Source organism: Grimontia hollisae CIP 101886, assembly GCF_000176515.1.
In the GTDB taxonomy this organism is placed as follows: Bacteria; Pseudomonadota; Gammaproteobacteria; order Enterobacterales; family Vibrionaceae; genus Enterovibrio; species Enterovibrio hollisae.
In genome coordinates this window covers 963880-988059 of the sequence record NZ_ADAQ01000013.1, presented here as the reverse complement: position 1 = coordinate 988059, position 24180 = coordinate 963880, and the positions used below count along the sequence as shown (strand labels likewise).

21 protein-coding genes are annotated in these 24180 nt (G+C 50.9%); 19 read left to right on the top strand and 2 right to left on the bottom strand.

Going from position 1 to position 24180, the window contains the following annotated elements:
- Nucleotides 1-58 precede the first annotated feature (58 nt).
- Complete coding sequence (locus VHA_RS17325) at nucleotides 59-946, bottom strand: AraC family transcriptional regulator (RefSeq protein WP_005506682.1); 888 nt, start codon at nucleotides 944-946, stop codon at nucleotides 59-61.
- Between the two features lie 187 nt (nucleotides 947-1133).
- Between VHA_RS17325 and VHA_RS17320 the strand changes: the two genes are divergently transcribed.
- Entirely contained in the window at nucleotides 1134-2354 is a 1221-nt protein-coding gene (locus VHA_RS17320) for a sugar efflux transporter (RefSeq protein WP_005506681.1), read from the top strand.
- An 82-nt stretch (nucleotides 2355-2436) separates the two neighbouring features.
- On the opposite strand, the gene VHA_RS17315 is transcribed toward VHA_RS17320, so the two are convergent.
- Nucleotides 2437-4536 carry a tetratricopeptide repeat protein gene (locus VHA_RS17315; RefSeq protein WP_005506680.1) on the bottom strand — a complete coding sequence of 700 codons (2100 nt, stop codon included), beginning with the start codon at nucleotides 4534-4536 and terminating at the stop codon, nucleotides 2437-2439.
- A 467-nt stretch (nucleotides 4537-5003) separates the two neighbouring features.
- Between VHA_RS17315 and VHA_RS17310 the strand changes: the two genes are divergently transcribed.
- The 18 genes from VHA_RS17310 to fliM all read left to right on the top strand — a co-directional run bounded on the left by VHA_RS17310 (nucleotide 5004) and on the right by fliM (nucleotide 24167).
- Nucleotides 5004-6146 carry a flagellin gene (locus VHA_RS17310; protein WP_005506679.1) on the top strand — a complete coding sequence of 381 codons (1143 nt, stop codon included), beginning with the start codon at nucleotides 5004-5006 and terminating at the stop codon, nucleotides 6144-6146.
- 367 nt (nucleotides 6147-6513) lie between these two features.
- A complete protein-coding gene (locus VHA_RS17305; protein ID WP_005506678.1) occupies nucleotides 6514-7653 on the top strand; it encodes a flagellin in 1140 nt (379 codons plus the stop codon).
- A gap of 62 nt (nucleotides 7654-7715) precedes the next feature.
- On the top strand, nucleotides 7716-8135 hold the full coding sequence (locus VHA_RS17300) for a flagellar protein FlaG (RefSeq protein ID WP_040529190.1): 420 nt from the start codon (nucleotides 7716-7718) through the stop codon (nucleotides 8133-8135).
- Between the two features lie 16 nt (nucleotides 8136-8151).
- Nucleotides 8152-9528, top strand: a complete 1377-nt coding sequence (fliD, locus tag VHA_RS17295; RefSeq protein ID WP_005506676.1) for a flagellar filament capping protein FliD — start codon at nucleotides 8152-8154, stop codon at nucleotides 9526-9528.
- A gap of 2 nt (nucleotides 9529-9530) precedes the next feature.
- Nucleotides 9531-9824 carry a hypothetical protein gene (locus tag VHA_RS17290; protein ID WP_005506675.1) on the top strand — a complete coding sequence of 98 codons (294 nt, stop codon included), beginning with the start codon at nucleotides 9531-9533 and terminating at the stop codon, nucleotides 9822-9824.
- Nucleotides 9825-9836: 12 nt separating this feature from the next.
- The gene (gene fliS, locus VHA_RS17285; protein ID WP_040529188.1) at nucleotides 9837-10241 is read left to right on the top strand and encodes a flagellar export chaperone FliS; all 405 of its coding nucleotides are present in this window, start codon (nucleotides 9837-9839) and stop codon (nucleotides 10239-10241) included.
- 172 nt (nucleotides 10242-10413) lie between these two features.
- On the top strand, nucleotides 10414-11889 hold the full coding sequence (locus VHA_RS17280) for a sigma-54 dependent transcriptional regulator (RefSeq protein WP_005506673.1): 1476 nt from the start codon (nucleotides 10414-10416) through the stop codon (nucleotides 11887-11889).
- 177 nt (nucleotides 11890-12066) lie between these two features.
- Complete coding sequence (locus VHA_RS17275) at nucleotides 12067-13116, top strand: sensor histidine kinase (RefSeq protein WP_005506672.1); 1050 nt, start codon at nucleotides 12067-12069, stop codon at nucleotides 13114-13116.
- The gene (locus VHA_RS17270) at nucleotides 13113-14534 is read left to right on the top strand and encodes a sigma-54-dependent transcriptional regulator (RefSeq protein WP_005506671.1); all 1422 of its coding nucleotides are present in this window, start codon (nucleotides 13113-13115) and stop codon (nucleotides 14532-14534) included. Before VHA_RS17275 ends, VHA_RS17270 begins: the two co-directional genes overlap by 4 nt.
- A gap of 125 nt (nucleotides 14535-14659) precedes the next feature.
- A complete protein-coding gene (gene fliE, locus VHA_RS17265) occupies nucleotides 14660-14971 on the top strand; it encodes a flagellar hook-basal body complex protein FliE (RefSeq protein WP_005506670.1) in 312 nt (103 codons plus the stop codon).
- 18 nt (nucleotides 14972-14989) lie between these two features.
- Complete coding sequence (gene fliF / locus VHA_RS17260) at nucleotides 14990-16750, top strand: flagellar basal-body MS-ring/collar protein FliF (RefSeq protein ID WP_005506669.1); 1761 nt, start codon at nucleotides 14990-14992, stop codon at nucleotides 16748-16750.
- Complete coding sequence (gene fliG, locus VHA_RS17255; RefSeq protein ID WP_005506668.1) at nucleotides 16743-17783, top strand: flagellar motor switch protein FliG; 1041 nt, start codon at nucleotides 16743-16745, stop codon at nucleotides 17781-17783. Before fliF ends, fliG begins: the two co-directional genes overlap by 8 nt.
- 58 nt (nucleotides 17784-17841) lie before the next feature.
- Nucleotides 17842-18855 carry a flagellar assembly protein FliH gene (fliH, locus tag VHA_RS17250; RefSeq protein ID WP_005506667.1) on the top strand — a complete coding sequence of 338 codons (1014 nt, stop codon included), beginning with the start codon at nucleotides 17842-17844 and terminating at the stop codon, nucleotides 18853-18855.
- Complete coding sequence (gene fliI / locus VHA_RS17245; RefSeq protein ID WP_005506666.1) at nucleotides 18839-20155, top strand: flagellar protein export ATPase FliI; 1317 nt, start codon at nucleotides 18839-18841, stop codon at nucleotides 20153-20155. Before fliH ends, fliI begins: the two co-directional genes overlap by 17 nt.
- A 10-nt stretch (nucleotides 20156-20165) precedes the next feature.
- Complete coding sequence (gene fliJ / locus VHA_RS17240) at nucleotides 20166-20612, top strand: flagellar export protein FliJ (protein ID WP_005506665.1); 447 nt, start codon at nucleotides 20166-20168, stop codon at nucleotides 20610-20612.
- A gap of 91 nt (nucleotides 20613-20703) precedes the next feature.
- Nucleotides 20704-22539, top strand: coding sequence for a flagellar hook-length control protein FliK (locus tag VHA_RS17235; protein WP_005506664.1), 1836 nt, complete (start codon nucleotides 20704-20706; stop codon nucleotides 22537-22539).
- Between the two features lie 64 nt (nucleotides 22540-22603).
- Nucleotides 22604-23098, top strand: a complete 495-nt coding sequence (fliL, locus tag VHA_RS17230) for a flagellar basal body-associated protein FliL (protein WP_005506663.1) — start codon at nucleotides 22604-22606, stop codon at nucleotides 23096-23098.
- A 7-nt stretch (nucleotides 23099-23105) separates the two neighbouring features.
- The gene (fliM, locus tag VHA_RS17225; protein ID WP_005506662.1) at nucleotides 23106-24167 is read left to right on the top strand and encodes a flagellar motor switch protein FliM; all 1062 of its coding nucleotides are present in this window, start codon (nucleotides 23106-23108) and stop codon (nucleotides 24165-24167) included.
- Nucleotides 24168-24180: the final 13 nt, after the last annotated feature.

The following is a 24180-nucleotide window of genomic DNA, read 5'->3' as shown; positions in this document are numbered from 1 at the left end:
ATTCTAGGACCTAGGACCTAGGACCTAGGATCCTGACTCTCTAAACTGCTCTTTCACCTTAACCAAACAATGCCCTGAACGCTGTCGGCGTCATCCCTTTGCTGGCTTTAAACTGCCGGTTGAAATTCGACAGATTGGAAAATCCCACCCGCTCAGCCACGACCGAAACGGGCGTTCTTGAGCGAACCAGCAGCTCACAGGCTTTGCCCAGCCGGTAGTTTTTAAGGTGATTGGAGAAGCTGTCAGCGAAGTGCTTTTCGAACATCCGGTAGACCGAGCTTTCACTCATGTGAAGATGACGGCAGATGTCCTGCACGGAGATTTGCGTGTGGTAATTGCCGGCGATAAACTGCTGCGCTTTTTCCAGTTTATCGAGAATGGGTGTGTCTTTCGCTACATAAAAGCAGAACGGGCGAGAGGTCAGCGTTTGCGCGGATTTGTCTTCACTGAGCAAAACGAGGATGTCGACCACCCGCACAAACTGTGCGGCGGGTTTCAGGGTCGATGCCCCCTTCATTAATGGGTATAACGCTGAGAATGTAGCCTGGGATAGTTTCAACCCTTTGTTGGCGCGCGCCAGCATGTCGCTGACGGCGGACAGTGCCGGAACCGTGGTTATCAGGGATTGAACCCAGGCCTGGTCAAGCCAGAGTACATGGGAGCTGCTGGGGCGCTCTGGCGTGGCGGTAGACGCGACACGGGTCAGCATGTGCGGCAAGCCGGGGCCGGTGAGATAGGCATGGTGGTGAGAGGCCTCGCCGATGTAGTCATCAATGATGATTTTACCGGGGGAAACGTTAAGCGGGTCGAAATACAGCACCAGCTCAATTTCATCATGGTAGTGCCAGCCACATTGCATGCCAATGTTGGATTGTGTGCAGGGGTAATCGGCAAAATGCCAGCTAGGGCTGACATCTTTTTGCACGCGCTCAATGGTGGGTTTCATCGTGCACTGTCACTGAATGTTAGTTTAATACTGTTTTACCCAGTTTGTCAGAAGCTTGGAAGCAGTTGAATGAATAGTATCAGTGGTTGCTGGATGGATATCACACAGCATGCATATTTGTTCTTAAACTGCAGCTTCGGGTTGTTGAGATATAACCGTCCGTCCCATTTTTTGTAAGAAGAGAGCAATGAAAACCTACGTGAGTTTTTTAACCAGTAAATCCTCATTGTGTTACCTGCTGGTCAGTTTGTTTGCTGGCCTGAGTGGCGGCTTTTTTTATCCCCTATTGGGCATTTTTGTTGTCGATGGACTCCATGCGTCATCGCTGCAAATGGGGATATTTATGGCCATTTCCATTCTAAGTGGCGTTGTAGTCTCGCAGCGTATTGCCAAGTTGTCCGATGTGGGGTGGGATCGCCGCCAAATCATCTTATTGGCTCAAAGCGCGTTTATTGTCGTTATGATGCTGTTTATGGTGATTCGGGATTTTTATTTGGCACTGGCGGTGATGATCTTCATTTCCAGCTTTACGGCGGCAGCGTTGCCACAGACTTTTGCGATTGGCCGTGAGTTTGCGGATAAAAACCTCGGTGACAAAAGTACCCTGTTTGTGTCGCTGATGCGTGCCATGATATCCCTGTCCTGGGTGATTGGTCCGCCACTGGCGTTTATTCTTTACGATGCGTTTGGTTTTAACGGTGCATTTATGTTTGCGGCTGCCAACATGATGATTTCGCTGTTGATTGTCTGGCGATGGTTCCCGTCAACCAAGCTGAATGAGACAGAAAGTAGTGATGGGTCGGCAATGCGCCAGCCCTGGCATAAGATTCCGGGCGCACCTTTGTACCTGTGTGCCGTTTTTATGCTGTTTATGGCCAATAATATGTATGTGATGTCGATTCCTTTGTATGTCACCAAAGAGCTTGAAATGGCAGGGGCAGTGGCTGGCCAGCTACTTGGACTGGCAGCGTTTGTCGAAATCCCGGTGATGGTGTTGGCAGGGCTTTGGGCCGCGAAAATGGCACCACAGCGCCTGATGGTGTTAAGTGCGGCAGCCGCTTGCCTCTTTTATACCCTGTTGTTTCATGCTGATACGCTCTGGCAAATGTATGCGCTGCAATTGCTGAATGGCCTGGCTGTCGGTATCAGTGCCAGTCTGGGTATGGTCGTTATCCAGAACAAAATGCCAAACCAGATGGGGGTGGCAACGACGTTGTTCAACAGCGCGATTATGGTTGCCAGTCTGGCATCGAGCATGACAGTTGGCGTGGTGGCAGAGCTTTATAACTATCACAGCGTGATGTTGGCGATGTTGCTTGCCGGCGCGGTGGCATTTGGCTTGTTGCTGCTGTCGGCAAGAGAAACCCGACGCCCGCCATGCCCTGCTGATTGGGTCGCAGATGCCTAATTGCCTGTAGTCGTTGCGGGTAATAGTAATCGACAAGAAAAAGAGAAGGTCAGCACCGGCTGACCTTTCTTGTTTGGGGTGTTTAGTCGTTAGAGTGGAGATGGCGGGCGATAGATTCCAACAAAGGATATTTGTTCTCCAGCATCGGCGGATAGAAATAACCAAGCTCGTTATCGCTGTTTAGTGCTTCTGGCTGTGTATAGTCTGCGTCATCGGTTCCAGCAAAGAAAACGTGGCAAGGTGTGCCGACAGCCGTGGTGAGCCGGTGAACAGCCGTACCTGCGGTAACAACGGCATCCAGCCCACTGATAACGGCGGCGGTGCTTTCAAAGTCATCGCGTAGATCCAGCCCATCCAGTTGTATGATGCGCACGCCGGACAGTTTCTCAATCTTACCCAGCTCTTTGCGGCAATCGCCGTATTGGAGGTTGATAAATACGGCATCCGGGCATTGTTTCACCAGATATGCCACTTCTTCAGCAACCAGATAATGCATGTTACGTGTGGCTGCGGTAAGCCCGCTTCGCCAACAGAGACCAACCAGTTTTTTCCCCGGATGTGCGCTGCGAATATCAGCCAGCTTTTCATGCCAGTGAGTTTGGGTCTCTTGCGACAGGTTTATATAACGGGATTGGTAGACGTGTCGGCCATACTGGTGGTAGCACATCCCCGCAAGGCTGCCGCCAGCAACCCATGACGTGATGTTGTTCATCACGTTTTCTGGGATATGAATACCTTCGCCTTCAATACGCTGGATAGGCACCATCTCCGCCTCGGGATAGGCGCGGTATAAGATAGAGGCAAGACGTGGGTCACAGGCTACATACACTTTCTTTGCGTTTTCCAACACCATGCCAAGGTTGTGGAAGTAGAGAATTTCATCCCCGACGCCTTGCTCTGGCATGACCAACACCACATCGTCTTTTGGTCGGCTAAGGTTCCACTGTGGCATATCGCCGCTGTATTGAAGACGGCGGTGGCAGGTCAGGCCCAGCTCATTGGCACGGTAATAGTTTTCCCATTCGCCCAAGGTGCGGTAAACAAAACTGACGTTAAAGCCCGCTTCAATATCATCGGGATGCTTGGCAATGTAGTCTTCCAGCAAGGTTTTCGCGGCGTTTGCCTCACCCTTGTACCAGAGCACTTCAGCCAGGTAGGTAGAAAGACGTAACCTGTTTGCCTCATCGGCGACACGGGCTGCCTGCTCAATATGCTGCTGGCACGCCAGAATCGCTGCCGGTATAAAGTTGTGGCGTGTACGCAGTAGCAGGAAACTTGCGGTTGCCAGCCTGTTCAGCAAATCACTGTCGGCAGGGTATCGCCGGAGAAAGGCTTTCGCCTGTCGGTATGCTTCCAGCCAGTTTTCTTCCCGTTCGTAGCTCAGTACGGTCAGGCGGCAAAACAACGGTTCGTCTGGCCAGGCGCTAAGGCCAAACCGGGCATGCTCTCGTGCGGCTTTGTAATCTTCTATTTTGATGGCGCTGTGGCTAAGAAGCACCACAACTTCTTTTTCAGCATCATCTTCATTGAAGGCGCGCAACAGGTTCTGGCGGGCAAGGCCGAACTTTTCTTCATCGATATAAAGCTTAGCCAGACCAAGCAGCGCTGCTGGGTTATCACCGGCAACGCTGATCACAGCATTAAAAAGCTGTTTCGCTTGCTCCAGGTTGCCGCTTGCCACCATTTGGTTGGCAAGCGTCAGGGTTTCCTGCACTTCTGCCTCTATCACCGCATTTTTGTGCGCACGGGTCTGGATGAACTGTTTTGCCGTGCGGCGGCTTTCACCCCGTTTGCCGATCGCGGCGGTAAGTTGTTGCCGCATTGCCAGCAACTCCTGATGGTCAGGCGCTGCGCCTAACAATGCGTCTACGATGTCCAGCGCCTCTCTGTTCATGCCGTGTTGGGCCAATAGCGCGGCTTTGTCAAACAGGATGGACGCATTGCCGGGCTCGACTGACAGGGCATGATTCAGCTTATTCAGGGCGTCCTGCCAGGCTCCGTCTTCACTGTCTAACACAGCCAAGACCTGCAGAACCGGCAACGCATCCGGCGCATGAGAAAGGATTTGCTCGAACACCTCTCGGGCTTCACACTTTTTTTGATGTTGGTAGAGCGAAACACCATGCTCAAACGCCTGTTCCAGTGTCATACCAAGTTCATTGGTTTGGGAGGGATTGTTCATAAGGGATCCATGTCTGTATTCGCGCAAAAAATATGACGTTTATTGAGAACTAAAGACAGCAAATACCGTGCCGGAAGACGCATTATTCATGGAGAGCTGTGTTTGTTGCTGTTTCATCAGATAAAAACGTCGGAGTATAAAATGTGATTCACCCCTCTTCTTTCCGGGAACTGGTGCTATGTTTATGAGGAGGCAAAGGTTGGGGCGGCAAGTTGCCGATTTTCTTGAGGATAAATGTAAAAAATTTGCCGTTTAGCTATATCACCTTAAATTGTAACGCATTAACTCATTGATAAATAACAACTTTAAATAGTTGGCATGCAAATTGAATAAGTTTCAGCATGAGGTGTCGGTGGTACTGATACCGTTCCTGATAACGAACTGAAGGCTGGTCCCGCTCAACATTCGGACAACTATGTCGCGGGGAGGCTGTTTCGCAAAATACGCGAAAGTCAAAGGAGAGCAAAATGGGTGTAACAGTTAACACCAACGTGTCTGCGATGACTGCGCAGCGTTACCTGAACAAGTCGACAAACGAGTTAAACACGTCGATGGAGCGCTTGTCGTCTGGTAGTCGGATCAACAGTGCGAAAGATGATGCTGCTGGTCTGCAGATTTCGAATCGACTCATTGCCCAGACCCGTGGCCTGGACGTTGCAATGCGCAACGCAAATGATGGCATCTCAATTGCCCAAACGGCAGAAGGTGCAATGCAGGAATCCACCAACATCTTACAACGTATGCGCGACCTGGCATTGCAATCGGCAAATGGTGCGAACGGTATCTCTGAACGTGTCGCGATTCAGGAAGAGGTATCAGCACTTCAGGACGAACTTAACCGTATCGCGGAAACCACTGCTTTTGGTGGCCGCCGTCTGCTGAATGGTTCTTTTGGTGAAGCTTCTTTTCAGATAGGTGCTGATTCCGGTGAAGCGATTATCATGGGACTCACCAGTATCCGTGCTGATGATTTCCGTATGGGGGGAACCGAGTTTATCGGCACGTCGGCGAAAACGGCAGGCTGGGGAGTGACGGCAGCAGCATCAACCCTGACATTGGCGTTTACCACCAAAGACGGTAACTCCATCAATCTCAATATTGATGCCAAAGCGGGCGACGATATCGAGGAATTGGCGACCTATATTAATGGTCAGTCCGATGAGATGCTGACCGCCTCTGTTGACGATGATGGTCAGTTGCAGATATTCATTGCCGAAGAAAAACTGGAAGGTAATGTCACCTTTGGTGGCGCGCTGGCCACATCCCTTGGGCTGGTTACCGGTACGGGTTCTGCCATCACGGCTCAGGATATTGATGTCAGTAATGTGGGCGGGGCACAGATGGCGGTGGGGATCATTGACTCTGCCATGCAGTATATTGATAGCCAACGAGCTGATCTGGGGGCAAAACAAAATCGTTTAAGCCATACCATCAGTAACCTGTCTAACATTCAGGAAAATGTGTCTGCGTCGAACAGCCGTATCCGTGATACCGATTTTGCGAAAGAGACAACCGAGCTGACCAAAGGCCAAATCCTGCAGCAGGCAAGTACCTCTATCCTGGCACAGGCAAAACAATTGCCTCAGGCCGCACTCAACCTGCTCCAGTAGCAGACAGCAACCTCCCTAAAAGCGGCAAGTCATTGCCGCTTTTTTTGTGTTTTCCCTTCTTTCAATCTCAGCTCTGCAACACACTAGATTTTTCTAACACTTTGTATCTAAAGCACTCTTATTGAATCGTCAAGATGCCAGAATAATTTTTCTCATTCCCCACTAAAGTTTTTTCTCCCGAAGGCGAAAACCTTCATAGCGCCATGATATTACGGTCTTTCACCGACATCACGAAGGTGTAAGAGAATAGGAAAAAAAGTGTAAAGGTTTTTCCAAACGGGCCGTTACATGGGGTGTGAGAGATTTAGAACTGGTTTTCCCTGGGTTGCTGGGCGGAAGCCGGACTTAGTACCAAAGGAGAATAGTTATGGCTATTACAGTAAACACTAACGTGCCTGCAATGACCGCTCAGCGCTACTTGAACAGTTCAACGGATTCGTTGAACGCTTCGATGGAACGTTTGTCTTCGGGTTTCCGTATTAACAGCGCGAAGGATGACGCAGCCGGTCTGCAAATTTCTAACCGATTGATTTCGCAAAGCCGAGGCCTGGATGTTGCAGTACGTAACGCCAACGACGGTATTTCGATGTCACAAACGGCAGAAGGTGCGATGGAAGAGTCCACCAATATCCTGCAACGTATGCGTGATCTGGCACTGCAATCTGCGAACGGTGCGAACGGTTCCCAAGAGCGTGGGGCGATTCAAGAAGAGATCGTTGCCCTGCAAGACGAATTGAACCGTATTGCAGAAACCACCTCTTTCGGTGGCGCGAAACTGCTGAACGGTACGTTTGGCACTAAAGCGTTCCAAATCGGTGCTGATGCCGGTGAAGCTGTCTTCATGGAGTTCAAGAACATCCGTGCAGATGAGGCCCTGATGGGTGGTGCAACCTATAAAGCGACGGTTGCTGCTTCTGTGGACATGGCAGCGTGGACAGCAACTGCCGGTGCAACCCTGTCTATGGCTATCACCAATGCTGACGGTACGACTGCAACCATCAACGTTTCTGCGAAAGCAGGCGATGACGTAGAAGAAGTGGCAACCTACATCAATGGTCAGGCAGATGGTCAAGTTTCAGCCTCTGTGACGGAAGACGGCGAACTACAAGTCGTGGCGGCTTCTGGCTCGGACGTGGCGTTTACCGGAGCTCTGGCAACGTCTCTGGGTATTGCCGGTGCGGCAAAAGTTGACGAAACTGTCCAAGATGTCGATGTGAGTACAGTCGGTGGTGCCCAGCGTGCAGTTGGCCTGGTGGACAATGCGATGCAATACATCGATTCACACCGTGCTGAGCTGGGTGCAAAACAGAACCGCTTAAGCCATGCAATAGCGAATCTGGACAATGTTAACGAGAACGTCAGTGCGTCTAACAGTCGCATCCGAGATGTTGATTTTGCGAAAGAAACGACGCAGTTCACTAAATCTCAGATCTTGCAGCAATCCGGTACGTCTATACTTGCACAAGCGAAGCAAGCACCGTCAGCTGCACTGAGCCTGTTAGGCTAACGGCGAGAAAATGACGGTGAGCTTGCCCCTCACCGTCAATAGCTAACAGGAGGTGAACTACGATGGACCTATCATCCGTTTCGACGTCATCCCTGTCCCATGTGACCCCACAGTCCGGCACAAAAATTGCTAGTAATCAAACTGTGGAGCGGGCGCAACCCAATATCACAAACCAGCAGCAGATGGCCGAGAATGTTGAAAAGCTGTCTCAACATCGGGTAGAGCAAGTCCAGCGGCTTGAAGATACCCGGAAGATACAGCAAGAACAGCTCGAAATGCTGGTTGAGCGACTGGATGAGTTTGTGTCTACCTTTAACAAAGGCTTATCTTTCCGACTCGATGAGCAATCTGGACGAAGTGTTGTCACTGTTTATGAAATGAGTAGCGGCGACATTATCCGACAAATTCCAGAGAAGGAAATGCTAGAGCTGGCACAGCAACTGTCCCTTCATGCCAGGGGGCTGGTTGCAGAAAAGGTATAACTGAGGTGAGTAAACCATGGGTGTAAGCGCAACAGGCCTTGGAAGTGGTATCGACATCAACTCCATCGTCAACAAAATTGTTGAAGCCGAGCGTTCGCCCAAACAAGAGCGAATCGTTAAGGGCCTGAATGATGTTGAAACCAACATCAGCGCTTACGGTAGGCTCAAAACTTCCCTCGATACGATGAAAGATTTGATGTACGACTTTCGCCGTAACAATACCTTCGCGGCGCGGAGCACAGTTTCAAGCAATGAAGAGGCTGTCTCCGCCTCCGCCGATCACCAAGCCGTTACCGGCGTATATTCCATCGATGTACAGCAACTTGCTCAGTCCCATAAACTGGTCTCTGACGGTTTGGATGCTGATACCGATTTTGGTGCCGGACAACTGACACTCAGTCTGGGCGGCCGCACCACCACTATCGATATTGATGCCAATAGCAGCACCTTGCTGGACGTTGTGCGATCAATCAACAGCAGCGCCAATAACCCCGGTATCAAAGCGTCTGTCATTAACGATGACAGCGGAGCGCGGTTGATTCTGGGGGGCGATAAAACCGGGGCGGAAAACCAGATTTCTGTTACCGTCAATGCACCGGTATCCTCGCCTTTGCAGGCACTGGCGTATAACCCCGCCAGCGCCACCAATTCCATGAATGAGATGCAGGCAGCATTGGACGCGCGGATTTTGATTGATGGCCTTGCTTCTGTTACCAGTGATACCAATACGTTTTCTGATGCCATCCGTGGTGTAAATATTGACGTAGCCCAACTGACATCTGCACCTGAAGGATCTGTGACCATCAAGGTGGAAGAGGACAGAGATAAAGTAAAAGCCTCGCTGGAAGAGTTTGTGGATGCGTACAATGCCTTTTACCAGGTGACGAAGGCATTGTCGAAATATGATCCGGAAACCCGGCAAGGTGGTCCGTTAGTGGGCGACAGCGTGATCCGTTCTGCCGTCAATCAAATGCGTTCACTCTTTTCGTCGCCGATTGAAGGGGCGCCGAATTCGCTGAGAACACTCAGTGAGCTCGGTATTTCGACGACCATGGAAGGGCGGCTGGAAATCAACTACGACCTGTTAGACAAACAATTGACGCGTAATTACGGTGCGCTTGAAGGCTTTTTCGGCGGAAACCAAGGGTTTGCCCGCAAGCTGGAAGAAACCGTACAAAACTTTACCGGGGTGGACGGTGCGATTCGTAACCGTGAAACCAGTTTGGGTGATCAGCGTATCCGACTGCAGGACGAGCAGGACAACCTTGATCGCCGGATGGAAGATTTAGAAAACCGCACATTAAAGCAGTTTTCTGCCATGGACAGTGCAATGGCCCAAATGCAATCCCAACTGGCAGCCATGATGAGCATTATGCCAACAACGACAGGATGAATATGCAAGCCTTGTTATCTCAACTGTCTGACATTGATGAGCAGCTTCTTGCTGTATTGTATTCAGAATCTGTCGATTCAGACGAGATGGCACGGTTATTGGATAAAAGAAAACAATGCCTGGCTGAAATTACTGTGTCGTCAGAAAAACCTGGACTCGCTGTTTGGACGGAAGCGACTGCCCGCACCAAGCGGTTATTTATCCTTATAAAAACACAGCGTGACAGTGCAGCAGCCCAAGTCAATCAATTTAAAAAAGGGCGTAAGTCAGTACAACTTTACAAAAAATTTGAGTAGGTGAGGAACATTATGAGAGGGTCACTTCAGGCCTACAAAAAAGTCTCCGTAGACAGCCAGTTAAGTGCCGCATCACCACACAAAGTGATCCAGATGCTGATGGCAGGTGCCATAGAACGCCTGATTCAGGGGAAAGCCGCAATGTCTCAAGGTGACGTGGCTGTGAAAGGTGAACGTTTGGGGAAGGCGCTGGATATTATTATCAGTCTGCGCACCTGTTTATCCATGGATGATGGTGGCGAAATTGCCTCCAACCTTGATGCGCTTTACGATTTTATGATCCGTCAGGTCTCGGAAGCAAACCGGGATAATTTAGAAGCGCCTATTGATGATGTCATTGATATTTTGCGCGAAATAAAATCAGCGTGGGATCAAATACCCGCTGAGTATCACAATATCACCTCTGCAGACGCATAAAACCACACTGAATTCACTAAAATCATATCTGTGTTGGCACTGGAGTCACAGCTTTATTGTGTCTCCGGTTGTCATATAGCAAGCAACAATTACAATGGTGACATTATTCAGTTATTAGCGACATCCGTTGCGCCAATAACTTAGAAGGTTTTAGGGCAGATATATCTCACACATGCAAGGTTTAACGAAGATTCTTGTTATCGAGGATGATGAACAGTTTCGTCATGATTTAGGCGTTATCTTGGAGTTTATTGGTGAGCAATGCCTGCTATGTTCAACCACTAAGCTAAATGATTCGCACTGGAAACAGGTTGAAGGTGCCTGTTTTCTGGGTAATATTCACTCACCCCAGCGCTTGTCACAAGTGCTTGATAATTTAGCGATTCATAACCATATTCCCGTTATTGCGCTTGCGAAACATAAAACGGAATTGTCAGGATTGCCAAATTTTGTCGGTGAACTTGAACTGCCACTAAATTACCCACAACTTGCCGATGCACTCCGACACTGTCAGGAGTTTTCGGGTAAACGCGGATTCGATATTCCACAACTTAGCCGAAAAAATACGCTATTTAGAAGCATGGTGGGTCGCAGTGACGCGATCGCCGATGTTCGTCATCTTATTGATCAAGTTGCTGGAACTGATGCCAGCGTATTAATTTTGGGCGAGTCAGGCACAGGTAAAGAGGTGGTTGCCCGTAACATTCACTACCACTCACAACGTGGAAAAGGCCCGTTTGTGCCGGTTAACTGTGGCGCAATCCCACCAGAGCTGCTGGAAAGTGAGTTGTTTGGCCATGAAAAAGGGGCGTTTACCGGTGCAATTTCTGCACGGAAAGGCCGCTTTGAAATGGCAGAAGGTGGCACACTGTTTCTAGATGAAATCGGTGATATGCCGCAGCCAATGCAGGTGAAATTGCTCCGTGTATTGCAGGAGCGTTGTTTTGAGCGGGTGGGTGGAAATAAAACCATTCGTGCTGACGTTCGTGTGGTGGCAGCAACCCACCGCAATCTTGATACCATGATTGATGAAGGCACATTCCGTGAAGATCTCTTTTATCGTCTGAATGTATTCCCGATTGAGATGCCTGCCTTGCGCGAACGCCTTGAAGATATTCCACTGCTTATTCAGGAGTTGATGGCACGTTTGGAAGCTGAAGGTGGAAATCAGATGCACCTTACCCCAAGAGCCATTAGTTCCTTGATGGAACACGACTGGCCAGGTAATGTTCGTGAGCTGGCGAACCTGATTGAGCGCATGATTATTCTCTATCCGGGGCAAATGGTTGATGTAAACCGGCTGCCGAATAAATACCGTTACAGTGATATTCCTGAATTCCAGCCAGAAACATTGGGCGCTTTTCAAGATCAGGAAGATCTGGAGCGTGATGCACTCCATGCTGTATTCGCCATGGATGAGCAGCCAGATGATATGCCGGGCTTTACTAATCCTTCGGCAGCGGGATTGCCGCCTGAAGGTGTGGATTTGAAAGCAATGTTGGCTGATCTGGAAGTTGACATGATCCGTCAGGCGCTTGAAGCGCAGATGGGGATTGTGGCGCGTGCTGCCGATATGCTGGGAATGCGACGCACAACACTGGTAGAGAAAATGCGTAAATATGGCCTGAATAAAGAAGATATCGCCTAAACGCATTTACCGGTTGAAATACGGTGTTAGACAATATGCAAGCGAAGTCATTTTTTTGACTTCGCTTTTTTATTTGTATTTATCTTAATTTGTTGATTTTAAAAGACTTTATGTTTGGCACGTAATCTGCTTAAGGCTGCTTAGCGTCAGAAAAGAGAGCGGAAAGCATTAAGCATCATGGAAGCCAATAATTCGCCACTGGGAACTGTTAATCAGCAGGTTCTCCGATACAAACAAGTATTAGATGTCATGCCAGCTGGCGTCATCATGCTCGATTCCTTCGGTCGTGTGGCGGAAGCCAACCCGGAAGCGCACCATCTATTGGGCACTCCGCTTGAGCAAGAACGGTGGGTGGATGTGATTAACCGGGCATTCTCTCCCCGTGAGGATGACGGCCATGAAGTATCACTCCGCGATGGCCGTCGCGTAAAACTGGCCATTTCCGCCTCAGATTCCGGCCAACTCATCCTTATCACAGATATGACAGAAACCCGCCTGCTGCAATCACGTGTCAGCGATCTACAGCGCCTGTCTTCACTTGGAAAAATGGTGGCATCGTTGGCCCACCAGGTCAGGACGCCATTATCGAGCGCATTGCTCTATGCTGCCAACCTTAGCACACCGAACCTGAGCGAACCGACCCGTCAGCGGTTTCAGATGAAACTGGTAGACAGGCTGCATGATCTGGAAAAGCAGGTAAATGACATGTTGCTTTTCGCTAAAGGCGGCGACAACAAAGTGGTGAACACCTTCACCCTGGAACACTTGCTCAATGAGTTTGAACCTATGGTGGAAGCCTTGGTGAGCAGTCAGCAGGTGGATTTTGAGATCAACGGTGATGATGAATCCCATATGCTGCTTGGCAACATGAATGCTCTGGCAAGTGCGCTTTCCAATCTGGTTGTCAACGCGATTCAGGTTGCGGGTAAAGGCTGCAAGGTGGTGGTAGATGCCCGAGTCATGCAGGGACAACTGTTTTTGTCGGTTGCGGATAATGGTCCCGGTATTGCCCCCGGACTACAAAGCAAAATTCTCGAACCTTTTTTCACTACCCGACAACAAGGCACTGGCCTTGGACTCGCGGTAGTCCAAATGGTCTGCCATGCCCATAAAGGCAGGCTGACATTGCAATCCCAACCTGGCCAGGGGGCTTGTTTTACGCTCTGCCTACCGCTGGCAGATAATGTCGACATCGCGCAACAAAAGGTATCAGGAGAAACACAATGAATCAGAGCAAAGTACTTATCGTTGAAGATGATGAAGGTTTGCGTGAAGCCTTGGTGGATACACTCGCGCTGGCAGGCTATCAGTGGCTGGAGGCAGACAGTGCCGAACAGGCGCTGTTACTGCTGAAAAATGAAACGGTCGATATTGTGGTGTCTGATGTCCAGATGGCGGGCATGGATGGACTGGGGTTGCTGAGAAATATCAAGCTCAACTACCCCAACCTTCCTGTATTGTTGATGACGGCCTACGCCAATATTCAGGATGCAGTCTCAGCCATGAAAGAAGGTGCGATTGATTACATGGCAAAACCCTTTGCACCGGAAGTGCTGCTCAACATGGTGAGCCGTTATGCGCCAGTCAAAACAGACAACAGCGATGCCGTGGTGGCTGACCCGAAAAGCCGGGCCTTGATTGCGTTAGCAGACCGCGTGGCGAAAACCGATGCCAACGTGATGATTCTTGGGCCGAGCGGTTCCGGTAAAGAAGTGATGTCCCGCCACATCCACCGCCAGTCAGTTCGCTCGGAGGGGCCGTTCGTTGCCATTAACTGCGCCGCCATTCCAGAAAATATGCTGGAAGCGACCCTGTTTGGCTACGAAAAAGGCGCGTTTACCGGCGCTGTGCAGGCGTGCCCGGGGAAATTTGAACAGGCTCAGGGTGGGACTATCCTGCTCGATGAAATCAGTGAAATGGATCTGGCGCTCCAGGCCAAACTGCTGCGTGTCCTTCAGGAACGGGAAGTGGAGCGTCTGGGGAGCCGGAAAAGCATTAAGCTGGATGTCCGTGTACTGGCGACCAGCAACCGCGATCTGCGTCAGTATGTGGAAGAAGGTCATTTCCGTGAAGATCTTTACTATCGCCTGAATGTGTTTCCCATTGCGTGGCCGCCACTTTGTGAGCGCACAGGTGACATTATCCCGCTGGCAGAACACCTTTTAACACGCCATTGCTGCAAGCTTGGGCAAGCCGCGCCCCTGCTGACTCAGGAGGCCGCCGAAAAGCTGACGCATTACCGCTGGCCGGGCAATGTCCGTGAGCTGGATAACGTGATGCAGCGGGCGCTTATTCTTTGTCATCAGGGTGTCATTGATGCTGGTGACATCCTGTTAGAAGGCGTGGACTGGAACGATGCGGGCAGCCTGCAAAATCTGGTTGCGGGTTGTGATGCCGTACCACCCAGTATTCAGCGCCGCGCATTATCAAACCATAATGAGGCATACCGTGGTGAGCCTGCGCCTGCTTCTGCTGACAGCCTTGGCAGTGAGCTTCGCGATCAGGAGTTTGCCATTATTCTCGACACTATTCGTGCCTGTGAGGGGCGACGCAAAGATGTGGCAGAACGATTGGGGATCAGCCCGAGAACCTTGCGCTATAAGCTTGCCAAAATGCGCGACGCAGGTATCGACATTCCGCAGTGATGTAAATTGCTCATAGCGTGATGATATTTTTCTGCTTGGCGTGATAATTGCATATCCATTAGTTGGATAACTTCAAATGCCCAGATTGGCGGGATTTGCCAAAGTTTTGACAGCGAGGACGACCTATGAAAATTACCCCGATGCAGCATGAAATGCAGACCATGGCATTGGAAGCGCAGAACACCGCCCGTGCTGCGACCGGTCAACAAGTCTCCCAGGATTTTGGCAAGCTTTTGTCTACTGCCATCAACCACGTGAATGGTATGCAGAAGACTTCTGGTGAACTGGCAACGCGTTTTGACCAGGGAGACCGCAATGTCAGCCTGTCAGACGTGATGATTGCGCGTAATAAATCCAGTGTTGCTTTCGAAGCGACGGTACAGACCCGTAACAAGCTGGTCGAAGCGTACAAAGAACTGATGAACATGCCTGTTTAAGGGAAGTAGGACCTGATTGTGGCGGAAGACAACGACAATACACAACTTGCCTTGAATGACGGTGCTGCGGCATTGCCTGCTACGGCGGACAGCGAAACGTCGCTGGCTGATCCTGATATGATGGAGCGTGACGTGACCCCCACCGGCCCACTGGGGGGGATGGATATTGCACGTCAGTTGATCCTCGTTGCTGCTGTTGCCATTTGTATCTCTCTTGTTGTGCTGCTGTTTATGTGGGTTCAGGAACCGGAAATGCGTCCGCTCGGCACCTACGAAACGGAAGAACTGATCCCCGTTCTTGACCATCTTGATCAACAGAAAATTGATTACACATTGGATGGCAATACCATTCGAGTGCCTGCCAAGGATTACTCCAGCATCAAGCTTAACCTCAGCCGTGCCGGCCTGAATTCCGCCACCGAAGAAGGTGACGATATTTTGATGCAGGATATGGGCTTTGGTGTATCCCAGCAGCTGGAACGTGAGCGTCTCAAACTGAGCCGTGAGCGCCAGCTTGCTGCTGCCATTGAAAAAATCCGCGCGGTCAGCAAAGCGCGGGTCTTGTTGGCGATGCCTAAGCAAAGCGTGTTTGTTCGTCACAATCAGGAAGCGTCTGCAACGGTATTCCTGACGGTTCGCGGTACGACCCAGCTGGGGCAGGAAGAGGTGGACTCCATCGTGGATATGGTGGCCTCTGCTGTGCCGAGCCTCAAGCCTTCCCGGGTGACGGTCACAGATCAACATGGCCGCCTGCTCAGTTCTGGCAGTCAGGATCCAATAGCCTCGCAACGCCGCAAGGAATATGAACTTGAGCGTAAGCAGGAACAGGCGCTTCGCGAGAAAATCGATGCGATTTTGATCCCGGTGCTGGGGCTGGGTAATTATACCTCTCAGGTCGATGTGACCATGGACTTCAGCGCCGTTGAAGAAACCCGCAAACGCTTTGACCCGGCCACACCGTCAACGCGCAGTGAGTATACACGCGAGAATTACAACAACACCGATTATGTGGCCGGCGTTCCGGGCGCCCTGAGTAATCAGCCGCCTGTCGATTCGTCTATCCCGGAAGATATTCAGGATTTGAGAAATGGGGGCGCTGGCGATAAAGGGTCACTGAGCCGCGAAGCAACGCGTAACTATGAACTGGATACGACGATCAGCCACCGTCGTGGGCAAACCGGCACCATTGCCCGCCAGACCGTGTCGGTTGCGGTTGACTATATTGCCTCGACCAATCCGGAAACCGGTGAAATTACCCGTACACCTGTCAGCGATGCCGAACTGGAGAAAATCCGCCGTCTGCTGGTCGGTGGTGTTGGATATACAGAAAACCGTGGCGATATTCTGGAAGTACTTGCCGTACCTTTTGTCGAACCAGAAGTGGTTTCACTGGGTGATGTGCCTATCTGGGAGCATGAAAACTTCAATGATTGGGTTCGCTGGCTGGCGGCATCACTGGTGATTATCGTGGTGGTATTGGTCCTTATTCGCCCTGCGATGTCCAAACTGATCAACCCAACGAAAGATGATGACGCCTTACTGGGGCCAAATGGTGAAATGCTGGGTCCGGATGGACTGCCTTTGAGTCCGGATGACGATATTGGTCTGATTGGGGCCGATCTTGATGGTTCGAATACGTTTGGTATGAGTTCTTCGAATCTCAACCTGCCTGATCTGCATAAAGATGAAGACCTGCTCAAGGCAGTCCGTGCACTGGTTGCAAATGAACCAGACCTTGCTGCGCAGGTCGTGAAAAGTTGGGTAAGTAACGATGGCTAAAGATGATAAAGAGTTGTCTGATAACACCTTTGATGTGTCGCAGCTGACAGGCATAGAAAAAGCGTCCATTCTCCTGCTCAGCCTGACTGAGCAGGATGCTGCCAGCATCATCCGTCATCTGGAACCGAAACAGGTCCAGAAAGTGGGCGGAGCCATGACGCAGTTGTCTGAACTGAGTCAGGATAAGGTAAATGCTGTTCATCGTCTTTTTCTTGAAGATATTCAAGGTTTTACTGCTATTGGTATGGGCAGTGAAGATTTCGTTCGTAATGCCCTCATTGCTGCACTGGGTGAAGATAAAGCGAATAATCTGGTTGACCAGATTGTCCTTGGCAGTGGCTCGAAAGGTCTGGATTCGCTCAAATGGATGGATCCACGTCAGGTGGCTTCCATCATCATTAACGAGCACCCACAGATCCAGACCATCGTACTGTCGTATCTGGAGCCAGAGCAATCAGCGGAAATTCTTACCCAGTTTGCAGAACGTGATGCGCTCGATCTTGTCATGCGTATCGCCAATCTGGAAGAAGTCCAGCCAGCGGCACTGCATGAGCTGAATGAAATCATGGAGAAACAGTTTGCTGGCCAGGCCGGTGCGCAGGCTGCGAAGATTGGCGGCTTGAAAGCGGCTGCCGACATCATGAACTACATGGACAATTCACTCGAATCGGCACTGATGGAACAAATTGGTCAAACCGACGAAGAGATGGCATCGCAAATCCAGGATCTGATGTTCGTATTCGACAATCTGGCGGATGTGGACGATCGTGGTATCCAGACAATTCTCAAAGACGTCCCACAGGAAGCCCTGCTCAAGGCACTCAAAGGTGCCGAAGAAGGGTTACGCGACAAAATTCTCCGCAACATGTCGAAGCGTGCGGCAGAAATGCTGTTGGACGATCTCGAAGCCATGGGGCCAATTCGTGTGGCCGATGTGGAAACCGCACAGAAAGAAATCCTGTCTGTTGCGCGCAAACTGGCCGATGCCGGCGAGATTATGTTGAGCAGCGGCGGTGCAGACGAATTCCTGTAATTCAGGGGCAAAGTCAACATCAATTACGTTTGAACACTGAGTTTTATAAGGTAGCTGCATGAGTTTAGAGCGTCGTCGCGGATATATTCGCACCAGCGAACAGTCAGAAGACGTTCTCGAGCGTTGGGATATTCCTGACTATAACCCGGTTGATGCACCGCCGCGTGACACGGCGATGAACTACGATCCAGGTTGGGAGCCGTCTGAGATCATTGAAGATGATCAGGAATCGGAGCTTGATCTGTCAATGCTGACTGCGGATGCTTTGGATGAAATCCGCCAGTCTGCCGTCGAAGAAGGCATGGCCGAAGGCCGTGAAGCGGGATTTTCTGAAGGAAAAGAAGCCGGTTTTGAAGAAGGGAAAACCGAAGGGTTCGAAGTTGGTAAAGAAGAAGGCTACCAACAGGGGCTGGAAGAAGGCCAAAAACTGATCGAAACGCGCTGCCAGCACCTCGACACTATCCTTTCCAAACTGGCATTTCCTTTAGAACAAGTTGATCACCAGGTGCAAAATCAGGTTGTAGATATGGTGCTGCATCTGGCAAAAGCGGTGATTCAAACGGAAGTACAAACCAATCCACAGGTGATCCTTAACACACTGCGTGAGGCGGTCAATGCACTGCCGATGGCCGGACGTCAAATCACCATTTATTTGCATCCTGAAGATTTAGACGTGGTCACGTCTGCACACAGTGTTGAATCACTCCGAGAACGGGAATGGCACTTGATTGCTGAACCTTCTCTCAACCGTGGTGATATTCAGGTTGCCTGCGGCGATTCTGTGGTGGATTACCGCATGGAAGATCGTATCTGTGAAATGTTGAGCCGTTTTGCCGGGCAAAATATCAGTAAAGGCCCTAACCCGCCGGAAGATGGGATGGGAGCTGATGTTCTTCAGGGGGCAGAACAAGTGGTAACTGGCGATATTCCTGAAATACTGGAGACTGAGCCAGTACAGGAAGATCCGGTTCAGACTGACTCACAGGCGAGTCAGTCTGAACCTGAGCGTGTCGACGAAGCGACAACAGACCTCTGTGATGAGGCAGGAGACGATAATGCTCAACCTGTCTGAACGTTTGAGTGCCCTGAAAACAGACCATTTATCTATCCGACCGGTTGCTTCAGGCAAGCTGGTGAGGGTGGTGGGCTTAACCCTGGAAGCCATTGGCTGTCGTGCGCCGGTTGGCAGCCTGTGTAAAGTTGAAACGCTCAACGGCACGGTTGACGCTGAAGTGGTTGGTTTTTCAGGCGAAACCCTTTATTTGATGCCGAGCGAACAAATCTCTGGTGTCTTGCCCGGCGCACGAGTGACCCCCATCATCGGCGAGCAGGGCATACCTGTAGGCCTTGAATTGCTTGGCCGTGTGATTGACGGCGTTGGCAATCCACTGGATGGGCTGGGCGACATTTTTACCGGCCAAACGGCTCCTTTCACCCCTGCTGTCATTAACCCGCTGGCAAGAAAGCCCATTGATGCGCCGCTTGATGTGGGCATTAAAGCCATTAATGGTTTGCTCACCGTAGGTAAGGGCCAGCGTATTGGTCTGTTTGCCGGTTCTGGTGTTGGTAAGTCGGTGACCCTTGGCATGATGACTCGTGGCACGACGGCACAGGTTGTCGTGGTTGGCCTGATTGGTGAACGTGGCCGCGAGGTCAAAGAATTCATTGACGAGATCCTCGGGAAAGAGGGTCGTGAACGTGCAGTGGTGGTTGCTGCGCCGGCGGATGCATCACCGTTAATGCGATTGAAAGGCTGTCAGACGGCACTGACCATTGCTGAGTTTTTCCGCGATCAGGGGTTGGATGTTCTCCTGCTGATGGACTCACTGACCCGTTTTGCTCAGGCTCAACGTGAAATCGCGTTGTCGGTTGGCGAGCCACCGGCTACAAAAGGGTATCCGCCGTCTGTGTTTGCCAAACTGCCTGCATTGGTAGAGCGTGCCGGAAATGGCAGCGACGGACAGGGGTCGATCACGGCCTTTTTTACCGTACTGACAGAAGGTGATGATCTGCAGGACCCGATTGCCGATGCGGCGCGGGCGATTCTCGATGGTCACATTGTGCTTTCCCGTGAAATGGCCGATGCAGGCCATTATCCAGCCATTGATGTTGAACGTTCGGTCAGCCGCGTGATGCCGAACATTGTCAATGATGAACATATGCTGATGGCCCGTGCCGTGCGGCAAGTGCTGTCCGTGTGTCGCAAAAATCAGGATTTGGTGTCAATCGGTGCTTATAAACCGGGCACGGATCAGGCAATTGATCAGGCTTTTACGTTAAAGCCGCGTCTGGATATGTACCTGCAGCAGGGCATGAAAGAGGTGGTGCCGTACGACATGTGTGTCAATATGTTACGTTTAACGCTCCAGTAGTAGGTGATGCATGTCTGACGGCGCGATGATACTTCTCATTGAACAGGCCAAAGAGCAGGAGCGTCATGCTCATCTGGCATTGATAGCAGCCCAACAGGAATTGCAAAGCTACTACATGCAAGTGGCGCAAATTGAGCGCTACCGCCTCGACTATTTCCGTCAGTTGTCTGAACGAGGTCAATCAGGACTGAGTGCCAGCAGTTATGGCCACCTCAACCGCTTTATCGTCCAGCTTGATGAAACGCTGGCAAAACAGCGCCAGGTGGCGGTGGATTTTGAAGACAATGTGGAACGTTGTCGAGAGCACTGGCAGACGTGTCGCCAAAAAACCAACTCGTTGGAATGGTTGGTGGAGAAACGCCAGAAGGAAGCAAGCATGCGGGCAGAACGTCTGGAGCAAAAGCAGATGGATGAGTTCGCTACCCTTATTTATCCCCGTCAGAAATCCACGTTCTAGCATTTTGGCCTGAAAATTGCTTTTACTTCGTCATAGCTTGCCGGATATACATGCCGGCCTTAAATGACAACGTGCCTGAAGCGGGATCATTATGAGCCAAACCAGTTTTTTACTTTCCGGTTTATCGAACAGTAACGCGCCTGTCAGCGAAGGTAAAGGCGTTGTGTCTCCAGAACTGATTGAAAATAAAGGGGAAGAATTCTTTTTTACGTTGGCTCAGCTGGTGTCTGGTGACAGTGGATCAGTAAACGCAACCGGGGAAGGTGTGTCGGTAACGGAAGATGTCACCGCCAGTGAAGACGTCATCAACCAGGTTCTTGCGACATTGCAGTCTGGAACCGAAGGGACAGACGGCGAAAACTTGGCGCTGGATGATGAAGCTTTTGACGCTGGTGATGAGCGGGTCGCGGCATCAGCCGAAAACGATGAAATTCTTGCGGATGTAGGTCGTAAGCATGTAGCGAAAAAAGATGGAGAAGTATTGCTGCAACGGCTGAATGCGTCAAACCAGGCACTTCAGGCTACTCCTGAACATGTTTCACCGGAATGGCAGGCCATAAAAACAGGCGTGGTGGAGACTGATGGCAAAAGCTTGCCGCAGCCATCAGTAAGCACTGAATCAGTAAGTAATGAATTAGCAGATACCGACATGCTGTCTCAGTCATCAAATACTCAGGGAGCTGTGAACCACGATACGGATATCAAATATTCTGCTAATACAGCATCAGGGCCATCGGCCGGGATCGTGGTTGATGCGCTGCTGTCCAAGCCTGTCAGCGACCTCACGGATGAAGAAAAAATCTTGATTCAGCACATGCTTGCCAACGTGGATACTGAGACTGCCCCTATTTTTATCCGTGCCCATGAATCTGATATTCAGCCTCTCAGCGACACGGAATTGATTGATGAGGTTGATGCTTTGCGTGTATCGACAGCGAAAGCGAGCGAACCTGGTAGTCCTGCCGATGCGCCGGCTCAGGTGGCACCTGAGTGGGTTGCGACCAAAGTCCAGCAAGATACTGTGATGCCTACCCAGCACACTCAGTTGGCTGATACCAAGGTGAGTGGTGAACCGGAAAAAGCGTTGGTGGATGTTCTGGCCAAAGGCTCAGCACCGGCTGTTGAGGCAAAAGGTCTGGCATCGGCTGTTCAGACAAATATAAGCCAGGCTGCATCGGCGGTACAGGCGGCGGTGAATCCACAGACACAACCGGCAGTGCCGCTCCCTGCATATGCAGCAATCCCTTGGACGCCAGCCGCGATGCAAAACAGCCCAGCCCAGACACAACCGGTAACCAGCCAAGCGATGCTTGAATCGACTGCGGCTCAACAAGTGGCAGAAATGGCGCACCGGGGGCCGGAAGTAAAAGTGGATCACTTGGCGCAACAATTGGCGTCAAGCCTTGGTCACACTGCCAGTACCACAGCCGCTAAACTCGATGCTGCCACGGTCCAAACGCCTTTGCAGATGAACCAGAATCAGGCTGAGGTGGCGAATGCGCTGTCTGAGCGGGTGAACATGATGATGTCGAAAAACCTCAAACATGTTGATATCCGCCTTGACCCTCCTGAGCTCGGGCGGTTGCAGATAAAGCTTTCCGTAAACCAGGACCAGGCATCGGTACAGTTCACGGTTGCCAACCAAGCCGCCCGCGATGTGGTGGAGCAATCCATGCCGCGCCTTCGTGAAATGATGCAGCAACAAGGCCTGCAACTGGCGCAGTCCTCTGTCCAGCAGCAAGATGCCGGTGGCAGGCAGTCGTTTGCGGGTAACCAGGCGTCATCAGGTGATGGTCAGGGTGGGCAGAATGGACAAGGCGGAACATCCCGGATCTCCCACGGGGAGGAGCAGGATGCCGATCATTCAGTGGTAAACCACGATTTCTACGTCAACACAGCCAAAGATCGTGTTGACTATTATGCTTAAAGTAGCACATTTGATGCGCTTGTTTTGGAATAGATAATGGAATTAATCCTAACTGAGGTCACTCATGGCAGATGAAGATATCGAAGCCGGCGGTGGTGGCGGTAAAAAGAAACTGATCATCATCATCGTTGCCGCATTGCTTTTACTCGGAGGTGGCGGTGGTGCGTTCTTTTTCCTGATGGGGAGCGATAGCGCAGCACAGGACGACATCGTATTGGAAGAGCCTGAACCTGTGAGTTTGCAGGCAATTTACGTGACGTTACCACAACCGTTTGTGTTTAACGTCACCGGGGATTCGCAGCAGCGACTGGTTCAGGTGAAAGTCCAGTTGATGGTGCGAGGCGACCAGAATGAGACACTGGCGAAGCAAAATCTGCCTTTGGTTGAACACAGCCTTCTGACAACATTTGGGGCGGCAACCGTTGAGCAATTGCGTACACCACAAGGACAGGTGGAAGTGCGCAAGCAGGCTGTCGATACCGTGCAGGCTGCAATGGAAAAAATTACCGGCAAACCTGTGGTTGAGCGGGTGTTATTTACTGGCTTTGTAATGCAATAGGTGCAATGTGACCGATCTCCTCAGTCAAGACGAAATTGATGCGCTCCTTCATGGTGTAGATGATGTTGAAGAGGACGACCAGGACTCCGGCAGTGAAGACGTCGGTGCCGCGTCTAATTTTGATTTCTCGTCGCAGGACCGTATTGTCCGTGGGCGCATGCCCACCTTGGAGCTGATCAACGAGCGATTTGCACGGCATATGCGGATCAGCTTGTTCAACATGATCCGTAAAACCGCAGAAGTGTCGATCAATGGTGTGCAAATGGTGAAATTTGGTGAGTACCAGAACACCCTGTTTGTACCCACCAGTCTGAACATGGTTCGCTTCCGTCCGCTGAAAGGGACAGCATTGATCACCATGGAAGCGCGACTGGTGTTTATTCTGGTGGAAAACTTCTTTGGTGGAGACGGGCGTTTTCATGCCCGGATTGAAGGGCGTGAATTTACGCCAACCGAGCGCCGCGTTATCCAGATGTTGCTCAAGCTGATCTTTGAAGACTACAAAGACGCCTGGGCGCCGGTGATGAGAGTTGAGTTTGAATATCTGGACTCGGAAGTGAACCCGGCGATGGCGAATATTGTCAGCCCGACCGAAGTGATTGTGGTCAGCTCTTTCCATATTGAACTTGACGGTGGTGGTGGTGATTTCCATGTGGTGATGCCATATTCCATGGTAGAACCGATCCGTGAACTGTTGGATGCCGGTATTCAGAGCGACAAGATGGATACTGACAAGCGCTGGTCAAAAGCGCTGCAGGATGAAGTCATGGATGTGGAAGTGTCGCTGACAGCAAAATTGCTGGAAACCACGCTTTCTCTACGCGATTTGATGGAGATGGAAGCCGGTGATGTCATTCCAGTAAAAATGCCGGACGCCTGCACGGTTTACATTGAGGATTTGCCGACTTTTCGCGGCAAATTGGGGCAGTCGAATGACAATCTGGCCATCAAGATAACCGACAAGCTTAAGCGTCCTGAAGTGATGAAGAGTGATGTCACCTTGTTGGAAGACGAACCGATTGAGTTGCTGGAAGACATTAGCGACTTAGGCGAGGCAACGGAAGAATAATTAACACGTTGGT

Excerpts from the sequence above, each read along its gene's own strand:
- fliL (WP_005506663.1), top strand. The coding sequence starts at position 22,604 with ATGGCAGATGAAGATATCGAAGCCGGCGGTGGTGGCGGTAAAAAGAAA.
- VHA_RS17310 (WP_005506679.1), top strand. The coding sequence starts at position 5,004 with ATGGGTGTAACAGTTAACACCAACGTGTCTGCGATGACTGCGCAGCGT.
- fliD (WP_005506676.1), top strand. The coding sequence starts at position 8,152 with ATGGGTGTAAGCGCAACAGGCCTTGGAAGTGGTATCGACATCAACTCC.
- fliH (WP_005506667.1), top strand. The coding sequence starts at position 17,842 with ATGAGTTTAGAGCGTCGTCGCGGATATATTCGCACCAGCGAACAGTCA.
- VHA_RS17305 (WP_005506678.1), top strand. The coding sequence starts at position 6,514 with ATGGCTATTACAGTAAACACTAACGTGCCTGCAATGACCGCTCAGCGC.
- fliJ (WP_005506665.1), top strand. The coding sequence starts at position 20,166 with ATGTCTGACGGCGCGATGATACTTCTCATTGAACAGGCCAAAGAGCAG.
- VHA_RS17235 (WP_005506664.1), top strand. The coding sequence starts at position 20,704 with ATGAGCCAAACCAGTTTTTTACTTTCCGGTTTATCGAACAGTAACGCG.
- VHA_RS17290 (WP_005506675.1), top strand. The coding sequence starts at position 9,531 with ATGCAAGCCTTGTTATCTCAACTGTCTGACATTGATGAGCAGCTTCTT.
- VHA_RS17300 (WP_040529190.1), top strand. The coding sequence starts at position 7,716 with ATGGACCTATCATCCGTTTCGACGTCATCCCTGTCCCATGTGACCCCA.
- fliI (WP_005506666.1), top strand. The coding sequence starts at position 18,839 with ATGCTCAACCTGTCTGAACGTTTGAGTGCCCTGAAAACAGACCATTTA.
- VHA_RS17320 (WP_005506681.1), top strand. The coding sequence starts at position 1,134 with ATGAAAACCTACGTGAGTTTTTTAACCAGTAAATCCTCATTGTGTTAC.
- VHA_RS17270 (WP_005506671.1), top strand. The coding sequence starts at position 13,113 with ATGAATCAGAGCAAAGTACTTATCGTTGAAGATGATGAAGGTTTGCGT.
- fliG (WP_005506668.1), top strand. The coding sequence starts at position 16,743 with ATGGCTAAAGATGATAAAGAGTTGTCTGATAACACCTTTGATGTGTCG.
- VHA_RS17315 (WP_005506680.1), bottom strand. The coding sequence starts at position 4,536 with ATGAACAATCCCTCCCAAACCAATGAACTTGGTATGACACTGGAACAG.
- fliE (WP_005506670.1), top strand. The coding sequence starts at position 14,660 with ATGAAAATTACCCCGATGCAGCATGAAATGCAGACCATGGCATTGGAA.
- VHA_RS17280 (WP_005506673.1), top strand. The coding sequence starts at position 10,414 with ATGCAAGGTTTAACGAAGATTCTTGTTATCGAGGATGATGAACAGTTT.
- fliS (WP_040529188.1), top strand. The coding sequence starts at position 9,837 with ATGAGAGGGTCACTTCAGGCCTACAAAAAAGTCTCCGTAGACAGCCAG.
- VHA_RS17275 (WP_005506672.1), top strand. The coding sequence starts at position 12,067 with ATGGAAGCCAATAATTCGCCACTGGGAACTGTTAATCAGCAGGTTCTC.
- VHA_RS17325 (WP_005506682.1), bottom strand. The coding sequence starts at position 946 with ATGAAACCCACCATTGAGCGCGTGCAAAAAGATGTCAGCCCTAGCTGG.